Here is a 10,999-nt window from a genome sequence, read left to right on the forward strand (position 1 = left end):
GGCCCCGATGCGGCGCTACTTGATTGGGGCCTGCCTGGCGCTTGTGGCGGTGACGGCCCAGGCGCAGGCGCCTGCCGGCCCGCCGCCCAAGGTGCTGAAGTACGCCTTCCTGGTGGCCGAGACCGGCTTCGATCCGGCCCAGATCACCGACATCTACTCGCGCACCGTCACCGCCCATGTCTTCGAAGCGCTGTACCACTACGACCCGCTGGCCCGGCCGGTCAAGCTCAGGCCGCTGACCGCCGCCGCGCTGCCCGAGCCCAGCGCCGACTTCAAGACCTGGACCATACGGCTCAAGCCGGGCATCTTCTTCGCCGACGACCCGGCCTTTGGTGGCAACAAGCGCGAGCTGGTGGCCGAGGACTATGTCTACAGCTTCAAGCGCTTCGCCGACCCGGCGGTCAAGAGCCCTTTCTGGTCCACCTTCGATGATGCCGGCCTGCTGGGCCTGAGGGCGCTGCGCGAGCAGGCGCTGAAGGGCAAGAAGCCGTTTGACTATGCCGCCCCGCTGGAGGGCCTGCGCGCGCTGGACCGCTACACCTTGCAGCTCAAGACCGAGCAGGCCCGGCCGCGCCTGATCGAGGCCTTGATGGCCAGCTCCGACCTCTATGGCGCGGTGGCGCGCGAGGTGGTCGAGCACTACGGCGACAAGATCATGGCCCACCCGGTCGGCACCGGCCCCTTTGTGCTGAAGAGCTGGCGGCGCAGCTCGCAGATGGTGCTGGACAAGAACCCCGGCTACCGCGAGCGCTTCTACGAGGCCGAGCCGGCCGCCGATGACGCCGAGGGTCAGGCCTTGCTGGCGCGCCTGAAGGGCCGGCGCCTGCCGATGGTCGATCGCGTCGAGATCGCCGTCATCGAGGAAAGCCAGCCGCGCTGGCTGTCCTTCATCAATGCCGAGAAGGATTTCCTGGAGCGGGTGCCGGCCGACTTCATCAGCCAGGCCATGCCCAACGGCAAGATCGCGCCCAACCTCGCCAAGCGTGGCATCCAGGGCTATCGCATCGTCGGCCCCGAATCGACGATGACGGTCTTCAATATGGAAGACCCGGTGGTCGGCGGCATGGCGCCGGCCAAGGTGGCGCTGCGCCGCGCGATCAGCCTGGCCATCGATGTCGGGCGCGAGATCCAGCTGGCGCGCCATGGCCAGGCGGTGCCGGCGCAATCACCGGTGGTGCCGCACACCACCGGCTACGCGGCCGAGTTCAAGAGCCATATCAGCGACCATGACCCGGCCCGTGCCAAGGCCTTGCTGGAGCTCTATGGCTATCTGGACCGCGATGGCGACGGCTGGCGCGAGCAGCCCGACGGCCAGCCCCTGCTGCTGCTGCGCAATACCCAGCCCGACAACGCCTCGCGACGGCTCGACGAGCTGATGCAGAAGAATCTGCAGGCCGTGGGCCTGCGCCTGGAGTTCAAGACCGCCAAATGGCCGGAGAACCTGAAGAGCGTGCGCGGCGGCAAGTTCCAGATGTGGGGCGTGGCCTCCTCGGCCGACAAGCCCGACGCCCAGCCCGCGCTGCAGCGCCTCTACGGCCCGGCCATCGGCGGGCAGAACCTGTCGCGCTTCGACATGGCCGCGTTCAACACCATCTACGAGCGCATGCAGGCCCTGCCCGATGGCCCCGAGCGCCTGGCCCTGATTCATGAGGGCAAGCGCATCGCCGCCACCTATATGCCCTACAAGCAGCATGTGCACCGCATCCTGACCGACCTGAGCCAGCCCTGGCTGATCGGCTACCGCCGCCCGCTGTTCTGGCAGGACTGGTGGCAGTACGTGGACATCGACAACAGCAAACGCCCGCAACCATGATCAACACGCTTTTCGCTCGTGCCGGCCTGGCCGCCTTGATGGCCTTGCAGTTGGGGCTGACCCAGGCGCAAACCCCGGATGCGCAGCCCAAGGTGCTGCGCTACGCCTTCCAGGTCGCCGAAACTGGCTTCGACCCGGCCAAGATCGGCGATATCTATTCGCGCATCATCACGGCACATATCTTCGAGGGCCTGTACAGCTACGACCATCTGGCGCGGCCGGCGCGGCTGATCCCGCTGACGGCGGACGGCATGCCGCAGCACAGCGAGGACTTCCGCAGCTGGACCTTCAAGGTCAAGCCCGGCATCTTCTTCGCCGACGACCCGGCCTTCAAGGGCAAGAAGCGTGAACTGGTGGCCGAGGATTACCTCTACGCGATCAAGCGGGTGGCCGACCCCGAGGTGGCCTCCAGCCACTGGAGCGAGGTCGAGGCGCTGGGCATCAGCGGCCTGGCCGAGTACCGCGCCGAACTCCGCCAGGATGGCGCCGGCGGCAAGCCCTTCGACTACGACCGCCCGATCGCGGGCCTGCGCGCGCTGGATCGCTACACCCTGCAGCTGCGCCTGGACAAGCCGCGTCCGCGCCTGCCCCAGACCCTGGCCCAGACCGATCTCTACGGCGCGATGGCGCGCGAGGTGGTCGAGGCCTATCCAGGCAAGACCATGGAACACCCGGTCGGCACCGGCCCCTTTGTGCTGAAGGACTGGCGCCGCAGCTCGCGCATCGTGCTGGAGAAGAACCCCGGCTACCGCGAGCGCTTCTACGAGGCCGAGCCCGGCGCCGATGATGCCGAGGGTCAGGCCTTGCTGGCGCGCTTCAAGGGCCGGCGCATCCCCATGATCGACCGGGTCGAGGTGTCCATCATCGAAGAGGGTCAACCGCGCTGGCTGGCCTTCCTCGGCGGCGAGTTCGACCTGCTGGAGCGGGTGCCCAACGAGTTCATCAGCCAGGCCATGCCCAACGGCAAGCTCGCGCCGAACCTGGCCAAGAAAGCGATGCAGGGCTACCGCGTGCTGAGCCCGGACGTGGGTTTCTGGGTCTTCAATCTGGAAGACCCGGTGATCGGCGGCTACACGCCCGAGCGCATCGCACTGCGCCGCGCGATCTCGCTGGCCTCCGATATGGAACAGGAGATCCGCGTGGCCCGGCGCAACCAGGCTGTCGTCGCGCAGTCTATCTATCCGCCCGGCACCAGCGCCTACGACCCCGCTTTCAAGAGCGAGATGAGCGACTACGACCCCGCTCGCGCCAAGGCCCTGCTCGATATGTATGGCTATGTCGACCGCGACGGGGATGGCTGGCGCGACCAGCCCGATGGCAAGCCGTTGCTGCTCGACAGCCTGACCACGCCGGACGGCTCGCAGCGCCAGATCGATGAGCTGTGGCAGAAGTCGCTGGCCAAGGTGGGCCTGCGGGTCACGTTCAAGCCGGGCAAATGGCCCGAGAACTACAAGGCCCTGCGGGCCGGCAAGTTCCAGATTTGGAGCCTGGCCACCTCGGCCTCGATGCCCGATCCGCAAGATTTCCTGAGCAGCCTCTCCTCCCTCTATATCGGCAGCCAGAACTTCGCGCGCATCCGCCTGCCGGCGGCCGACCGTTTGTTTGAGCGGACCGCGCCCATGCCCGACGGCCCCGAGCGCGCGGCCCTGTTCCGCGAAAGCGAGCGCCTGATGACGGCCTATATGCCTTACAAGCACAAGGCCCACCGCTTCATCACCGATCTCGCCCAGCCCCAGCTGATCGGCTACCGCCGCCATCCCTTCAAGCAGGACTGGTGGAGCTATGTGGACATCGAGCCGGCCAAGAAGCCATGACCGCCCGCCTGCTGCTGGCCGGCCTGGCCCTGCTGCTGATGGCGGCCCAGCCCGCGCAGGCGCAGCAGGCCGCCGAGCCCAAGGTCCTGCGCTACGCGCTGAACGCCGCCGAGACCGGCTTCGACCCGGCCCAGCTCAACGACCTGTACTCGCGCATCATGACCAGCCACATCTTCGATGGGCTGTACGAGTACGACTATCTGGCCAGGCCCTACAAGATACGGCCCAATGTCGCCGAAGGCATGCCCGAGCATTCGGCCGACTTCAGGACCTGGACCATCAAGATCCGCCCGGGCATCTTCTTTGCCGACGACCCTGCCTTCAAGGGCGCCAGGCGCGAGCTGGTGGCCGAGGACTTCGTCTACAGCTTCAAGCGCTTCTTCGACCCCGCGAGCAAGAGCCCGATCTACTCGACGCTCAAGGACGTCGGCATGCTGGGCGTGGACGAGCTGCGCCAGGACGCGCTGAAGCACAAAAAGCCCTTTGACTACGACCACCCGGTCGAGGGGCTGCGCGCGCTGGACCGTTACACGCTGCAGCTCAAGCTCGCCGCGCCGCGCCCGCGCCTGCTGTTCACGCTGGCCAGCGGTGATTTGTTCGGCGCGGTGGCGCGCGAGGTGGTGGAGTTCTACGGCGACAAGATCAGCGCCCATCCGGTCGGCACCGGCCCCTTCCTGCTGAAGCAGTGGCGGCGCAGCTCGCTGATGGTGTTCGAGCGCAACCCTGCTTACCGCGAGCGCTTCTACGACGCCGAACCCAGCGCCGACGATGCGGCCGGCCAGGCCCTGCTGGCCCGCTTCAAGGGCCGGCGCCTGCCCATGGTGGACCGGGTCGAGGTGGCCATCATCGAGGAAGACCAGCCGCGCTGGCTGTCCTTTCTGAACGGCGAGTTCGAGCTCTCCTGGGTGCTGCCCGCACCCTTCGCCAACCAGGCCATCCCTCACGGCAAGCTCGCACCCAATCTGGCGCGCCGGGGCATGCAGCTGGAGCGCGTGCTGGCCTCCGACCGATTCATGTACTACTGGGACATGAAGGACCCGGTGGTCGGTGGCTACACGCCCGACAAGGTGGCGCTGCGCCGCGCCATCGGCCTGGGCACCGATGTGGGCCGCCAGGTCAGCAATGTCTGGCGCGGCCAGGCCGTGCCGGCGCAAAGCGTGGTCGCACCCTACACCTTCGGCTTCGATGCTGACTACAAGAGCCCCAATAGCGACCATGATCCGGTCCGGGCCAAGGCCTTGCTGGACCTGTTCGGCTATATCGACCGCGACGGCGACGGCTGGCGCGATCTGCCGGACGGCCAGCCGCTGCTGATCCGCTATGCCAGCTCGCCCGATGCGCGCTCGCGCTCCTTCGAGGAGATGTGGAAGCGCGACCTCGACGCGCTGGGCATACGCCTGGAGGTCAAGGTAGCCAAATGGCCCGAGCAGTTGAAGGCCGCGCGCGCCGGCCAGCTGATGCTGTGGCAGCTGGGCTTCAGCTCCAACTCGCCCGATGTGCAGCCCGGCCTGGAGCTGCTCTACAGCCCCTCGGCCGGCGGCCAGAACTTCAGCCGCTTCAAGCTGGAGCGCTTCGATGCGATCTACGAGCAGATGCAGGCCCTGCCCGACGGCCCCGAGCGCCTGGCCCTGCTGCGTGAGGCGCAGAAGCTGACGACGGCCTATATGCCGATCAAGTTCCTGGTGCACCGCGTCATCAGCGACCTCAGCCAGCCCTGGCTGATCGGCTACAAGCGGCCGCCCTTCAGCCAGCAGTTCTGGCAGTGGGTGGACATAGACCCCAGCCAACGCCCATGATCAAGCGCATCGTCCTGGCCATGCTGGCCGCCCTGTGCCAGGTAGCGGCAGGTGCCGAGCCCAAGACCTTCCGCTACGCCTTCCCGATCGCCGAGACCGGCTTCGATCCGGCCCAGGTCAGCGACACCTACTCCCGCACCGTCACGCCCCATATCTTCGAGGCGCTCTACGGCTACGACCCGCTGGCCCTGCCGGTCAAGATCGTGCCGCTGACGGCGGCGGCCCTGCCCGAGGTCAATGCCGATTTCACCCGCTGGACCATCAAGCTCAAGCCCGGCATCTTCTTCGCCGACGATCCGGCCTTCAAGGGCAAGAGACGCGAGCTGGTGGCCCAGGACTATGTCTACAGCCTGATGCGCTTTGCCGACCCGGCGGTCAAGAGCCCCATGTGGGCCTCTCTTGAGGAGCGGGGCATTCTGGGCCTGGCCGAGCGGCGCCAGGCCGCGCTGAGCAGCAAGACCCCGTTTGACTACGACAGCCCCATCGAAGGCCTGAGCGCGCCGGATCGCCACACGCTGCAGATCAGGCTGAAGAGCCCGCGCCCGCGCCTGCTTGAAATGCTGGCCACCAACGATCTGTTCGGCGCCGTGGCCCGCGAGGTGGTGCAGCACTATGGCGAGCAGATCAGCGCCCACCCGGTCGGCACCGGCCCCTTTGTGCTGAAGGACTGGCGGCGCAGCTCGCTGATCGTGCTGGAGCGCAACCCCGGTTACCGCGAACGCGTCTACGAGGCCCAGCCGCGCGCCGACGATGCCGAGGGCCAGGCCATCCTGGCCCGGCTCAAGGGCCGGCGCATACCGATGGTGGACCGCGTCGAGGTCAGCATCATCGAGGAGTCGCAACCGCGCTGGCTGTCCTATCTGGGCGGCGAACATGATCTGATCGACCGCGTGCCGCCCGAGTTCGTCGCGGTGGCACTGCCGCACGGCAAGCTGGCACCCAATCTCGCCAGGCAGGGCATGCGGCTCAGCCGATTGATCAATGCCGACAGCGCCTTCACCTTCTTCAATATGGAAGACCCGGTGATCGGCGGCTACACGCCCGAGCGGGTGGCGCTGCGCCGCGCACTGTCGCTGGCGCTGGACGTGGAGCGCGAGATCCGCCTGGTGCGGCGTGGCCAGGCGATTCCCGCGCAGTCGCCGCTGCTGCCCCATACCAGCGGCTACGACCCCGAGTTCAAGAGCGAGAACGGCGACTTCGACCCGGCCCGCGCCAACGCCCTGCTCGATATGTATGGCTATGTCGACCAGGACGGCGACGGCTGGCGCGACCGCCCCGATGGCGGCCCGCTGGCGCTGGAGGTCGCGACCCAACCCGATGCGCTGTCGCGCCAGTATGACGAGCTGTGGACGATCAACTTCAAGCGCGTCGGCATCCGCACCAAATTCTTCGCCGGCAAATGGCCCGAGCAGCTGAAGGCCGCGCGCGCCGGCAAGCTGCAGCTGTGGATGATGGGCACCACCGCCACCGCGCCCGACGGTCTGCAGGCCCTGCAGCGCTTCTACGGCCCGCAGGCCGGCAACCAGAACCTGTCGCGCTTCAAGAATGCCGAGTTCGATGCGCTGTACGAGCGCATGCAGGCCCTGCCCGATGGCCCCGAGCGCGAGGCCCTGTTCCTGCAGGCCAAACGCCTGCAGACCGCCTATATGCCCACCAAGACCCATGTGCACCGCATCGTCAACGACATCGCCCAGCCCTGGCTGATCGGCTACCGGCGCCCCTTGTTCCGCAACGAGTTCTGGCATCTGATCGACGTGTTGCCGCGCACGAAGCCATGAAACGCCGCGATCTGCTGGGCGCGGCCGCCGCGCTGGCCGCCGCACCGACCCTGCCGCAGGCCCAGCCGGCGAGCAGGAAGAAGGTCCTGCGCACCGCCTTCAACGCGGCCGAGGTCGGCTTCGACCCGCCGCAGGTCTCGGACCAGACCTCGGTCATCATCAACGCGCACATCTTCGAGTCGCCGCTGACCTTCGACTGCCTGGCCCGGCCGGTGCAGCTGCGGCCGCAGACGGCTGTCGCGCTGCCCGAGATCAGCGACGACTACCGCCGCTTCGTCTTCACGCTCAAGCCCGGCATCTTCTTCAGCGAGGATCCGGCCTTCAAGGGCAAGCCGCGCGAGCTGGTGGCCGAGGACTATGTCTACAGCATCAAGCGCTACTACGACCCGCGCATCAAGACCGAGCACCTCTACCAGTTCGAGGGCGCCAAGATCCTGGGCCTGAGCGAGCTGCGCCAGCGCGCCATCAAGAACAAGACCGGGCTGGACTACGACACGCCGGTAGCGGGCCTGCGCGCGCTGGACCGCTACCGCTTCGAGGTGAGGCTGGCGCAGAGCGATCCGCGCTTCATCTATGTGTTCGCCAATGCCGGGCTGAGCGCGGCCGTCGCCCGCGAGGTGGTCGAGGCCTATGGCGCCGACATCATGGCCCATCCGGTCGGCACCGGCCCGTTCCGGCTGGCGAACTGGCGGCGCGGCTCGCAAGTGCTGCTGTCGCGCAACCCGCAGTTCCGCGAGCAGTTCTTCGACAGCCAGGCGCCGGCCGACGACCCGGCCGCGCAGGCGCTGGCGGCCCGGCTGCAGGGCAAGCGCCTGCCGCTGGTCGACCAGGTGCAGATCAGCATCATCGAGGAGGAGCAGCCGCGCTGGCTGGCCTTCGAGGGCGGCGAGCTGGACGTTGTCGAGATGCCGCCCGGCGTCGCGCCACTGGCCCTGCCGGGCGGTCGGCTTGCGCCGGCGCTGCAGCGCAAGGGCGTGACGGCGCGCAGCACGCTGGGCGCCGATGTGCGCTTTTCCTTCTTCAACTTCAACGATGCGCAGGTTGGCGGCTACACCCCGGAGAAGGTGGCGCTGCGCCGCGCCATCGCGCTGGCCTATGACAGCCAGGTCGAGCTGCAGCAGGTCTACAAGGGCCAGGGCGTGCCGGCCCAGTCGCTGCTGCCGGCCGCCGTCTACGGTCACGACCCGCAGCTCAAGAGCGAGATGAGCACGCCCGATCTGCCGCGCGCCCGCGCGCTGCTCGATGTCTGGGGCTACAAGGATGTCGACGGCGACGGCTATCTGGAGAACCCCGACGGCTCCAAGCTGTTGCTGCGCATGGCCGGCGTCAACACCTCGCGCCAGCGCTCGCTCGACGAGCTGTGGAAGAAGCGCATGGATGCGCTAGGCCTGCGCATGGTGTTCGAGACCGGCACCTTCGGCGAGCTGATCAAGAAGTCGCTGGCCGGCCAGCTGCAGATCTGGGGCTTCTCCTGGAACATCTCCTTCCCCGACGCCGACTTCTTCCTCGGCATGGCCTACGGCCCCAATGCCGACCAGAGCAATGACGCGCGCTTCAAGCTGGCTGCCTACGACCGCCTCTACGAGGCCCAGCGCGCGCTGCCCGACGGCCCCGAGCGCCTGGCCCTGATGCGCGAGGCCAACCGGCTGCTGCTGGCCTATGTGCCCTATCTGCCGCACTGGCATGCGCTGCGCACCGACGTCAGCCAGCCCGGCGTGCATGGCTTCTGGCGCCACCCGTTCGCGCGCGACTGGTGGCGCTACGTCGAACTGGGGTGAGTCGGTTTTGGCAAGACCTGCCCCCAGACGGTCTCACTACTTGGCGACGACGTGGAAGTGGAAGTAGGTGAGGTGCTGCAATGCCGGGCCGTTGCTGATGAAGCGATAGTTCTTGAACCCGGCAGCCCCGACATGCTCACGAGCAAGCGCCAGGCAATCGAGCAGGTAGGGTGTGTCTTCTTGCTGAAGCTCCATGATGTTGCGCACGTCTCGCTTCGGAAAGAACGCGACGTGGTAGCGCCCTTCAGGCTTCCAGTGCTGAATGCCTATGCACTTCGCCGACTCCGCCACGGCACGAGGCACCAGGCCGGCAGGAAGATTCACTCCGATCGACATCAGCAGGCCCGCCGCGTCGGATGGTTTGAAGCAGTTGCCATCGCATGAGGCGACCGCCAGCAGCGATCTCGGAATGCTCCTCGAAAACGTGATCCCGCCGACGAGGACGCCGGCAGCGAAAATAGCAGTGAGGATTGCGATCCGCTTCATGGGGGGTAGCCTGGGTAGAGAATTTCGTGATGCTGGGCAGGCAGACCCAACGATGCTCTCGCTCGCAGACACAGGACCTGTAGAGCTGAACCCGGGCACTCCGGGTGGAAAAGCAGTCCGCTAGACACTTTGCCCATCTTGTTGCGCCAGACCTTCGAGATCTACCAGGTAGCACGAAAGGTTGGCAGCAATCTTCTCAAGCACACGAGGAAGGTACGGCATCAGGTCGACAAAAGTTGCATCCCTTGAGCCTGGGCCACCGTGGTAATGACGGCAATGGCCAAGTATGTCCATTCGCTCCTGGTGAGGAAGCAGCTCTAGCGGATCCCTGTCGTTGTAGTCATGCAGATTGGAAAGATGAATGAACGCACAGCCGAACTTGTAGACGGATTGAGTCCAGCCCTGAAGACTCTGCGCAAGTTCAACCATCTCCCGGTCCGTGACTGCTGCGCGAGAACCCGGTTGCGACCACTTCGTCCCGGACACTGCGGCTGCAATCAATTCATCACGGCGATGAGTGCTTTGTGCGAGCAGGTAGACGACCCTGACCATGGAATCGATCTCCTGCCGTAGGACAGAAATCATCTGCCCCGCAAGGCCCGCATTGCTAAGCAGAGCCATGGCTTGGGCATGCTCGCGCGATCGACTGCGAACTTGGCGGACAAATGCAGCCAGATTGTTCATATGCGCCTAGTGCTGTATTGATCGATTCAGATTCGATCACCCCAGTATCCGGGCTCGCGACTCTGGTGCGCTATAGCGAAAATTTGCGGGCCGTTGACCTGATCCTCTTCGTACACCACAGAGTAGGGGAAGCGATCAAAGTGGTAGACCCGCAGCCCCTCGTCACCGTTCGGCCCGCGCTTCTGGTTCTCGACGAGGATATCCAGCACACGCTCGTACTCGGCGAGAAACGCCAAAGCGATCATTGGACTTGCGTGCGTTGCGTAGTACACAGCCGCGTCGCCGAGTTCAGCTTCGGCCGCAGGATGGATCGAGTAGCTCACGAAATCCTTGCTTTGACGCGGGTCAGCGCTTCATTGCCAGGAACCATCACGACTTTGCCGCTTCGGACTTCGTCTCGCCGGCGTTGGGCAAGACTCATCCAGGCTTTCTGCGCCTTGGATTTCGGCTCGAAGCTGGCGATCAGCAGCTCCAGAATTCTTGCGCGCTCCTCGGCAGGAAGCTCAAGGACTTCCGCTGCCAGATCGTGGGTGGGCGTGGCCATCATGCCTCCAGTTTGCTGTCGAGGCACAAGGATGCCACAGCTGCAGACAGCGTATTCCTACTCTTCGAATGGCTGCAGCAAAAGGTCCCTCACCCCACCGCCCCCACCCGCTCCCTGAACAGCGCGGCGCGCTCGGCGTCGGCGGCGCGGGCGATCTCGGCGGCGCAGTGGTCCATCCAGGCGGCGAAGCGCGATTCGGAGTCCACCGTGCGGGCCGCCTCGCGCAGCGCCGCGTCGCGCCCGGCCAGCATGCGAGCGGCCAGGTCCAGCGCGAAGAACTTGGCGCGCATCAGCCGGGCGGCGGCT

Annotated in this window: 9 protein-coding genes and 1 pseudogene; 5 read left to right on the forward strand and 5 right to left on the reverse strand. The window is 66.4% G+C overall.

The annotated features are described in order from the left end of the window. Nucleotides 1-7: 7 nt before the first annotated feature. From PO768_RS14460 to PO768_RS14480, 5 genes are read left to right on the forward strand one after another with little or no spacing between them, the layout of a single operon-like run. The gene (locus tag PO768_RS14460) at nucleotides 8-1,813 is read left to right on the forward strand and encodes an ABC transporter substrate-binding protein (protein ID WP_272646609.1); all 1,806 of its coding nucleotides are present in this window, start codon (nucleotides 8-10) and stop codon (nucleotides 1,811-1,813) included. Continuing rightward, nucleotides 1,810-3,627: an ABC transporter substrate-binding protein gene (locus tag PO768_RS14465; RefSeq protein ID WP_272646610.1), complete on the forward strand. Its 1,818-nt coding sequence runs from the start codon at nucleotides 1,810-1,812 to the stop codon at nucleotides 3,625-3,627. The genes PO768_RS14460 and PO768_RS14465 overlap by 4 nt, the downstream gene beginning before the upstream one ends. Then, nucleotides 3,624-5,423, forward strand: coding sequence for an ABC transporter substrate-binding protein (locus tag PO768_RS14470; RefSeq protein ID WP_272646611.1), 1,800 nt, complete (start codon nucleotides 3,624-3,626; stop codon nucleotides 5,421-5,423). Before PO768_RS14465 ends, PO768_RS14470 begins: the two co-directional genes overlap by 4 nt. Continuing rightward, nucleotides 5,420-7,201, forward strand: a complete 1,782-nt coding sequence (locus PO768_RS14475; protein WP_272646612.1) for an ABC transporter substrate-binding protein — start codon at nucleotides 5,420-5,422, stop codon at nucleotides 7,199-7,201. The genes PO768_RS14470 and PO768_RS14475 overlap by 4 nt, the downstream gene beginning before the upstream one ends. Further along, nucleotides 7,198-8,979: an ABC transporter substrate-binding protein gene (locus PO768_RS14480; protein WP_272646613.1), complete on the forward strand. Its 1,782-nt coding sequence runs from the start codon at nucleotides 7,198-7,200 to the stop codon at nucleotides 8,977-8,979. Before PO768_RS14475 ends, PO768_RS14480 begins: the two co-directional genes overlap by 4 nt. 36 nt (nucleotides 8,980-9,015) lie before the next feature. Here the strand turns inward: PO768_RS14480 and PO768_RS14485 are convergent, their stop codons facing one another. From PO768_RS14485 to PO768_RS14505, 5 genes and pseudogenes are all read right to left on the reverse strand, one after another. Then, on the reverse strand, nucleotides 9,016-9,465 hold the full coding sequence (locus PO768_RS14485) for an HIT domain-containing protein (protein ID WP_272646614.1): 450 nt from the start codon (nucleotides 9,463-9,465) through the stop codon (nucleotides 9,016-9,018). Nucleotides 9,466-9,585: 120 nt separating this feature from the next. Then, entirely contained in the window at nucleotides 9,586-10,149 is a 564-nt protein-coding gene (locus PO768_RS14490; protein WP_272646615.1) for a hypothetical protein, read from the reverse strand. Nucleotides 10,150-10,175: 26 nt separating this feature from the next. Beyond that, complete coding sequence (locus PO768_RS14495; RefSeq protein ID WP_272646616.1) at nucleotides 10,176-10,472, reverse strand: type II toxin-antitoxin system RelE/ParE family toxin; 297 nt, start codon at nucleotides 10,470-10,472, stop codon at nucleotides 10,176-10,178. Next, nucleotides 10,469-10,693 carry an addiction module protein gene (locus PO768_RS14500; protein WP_272646617.1) on the reverse strand — a complete coding sequence of 75 codons (225 nt, stop codon included), beginning with the start codon at nucleotides 10,691-10,693 and terminating at the stop codon, nucleotides 10,469-10,471. Before PO768_RS14500 ends, PO768_RS14495 begins: the two co-directional genes overlap by 4 nt. Before the next feature lie 89 nt (nucleotides 10,694-10,782). Next, nucleotides 10,783-10,999, reverse strand: a pseudogene (locus tag PO768_RS14505) (hypothetical protein); the annotation flags it as partial.

Origin of the sequence: Paucibacter sp. XJ19-41 (assembly GCF_028462495.1) — a bacterium.
Taxonomy (GTDB): domain Bacteria; phylum Pseudomonadota; class Gammaproteobacteria; order Burkholderiales; family Burkholderiaceae_C; genus Roseateles_E.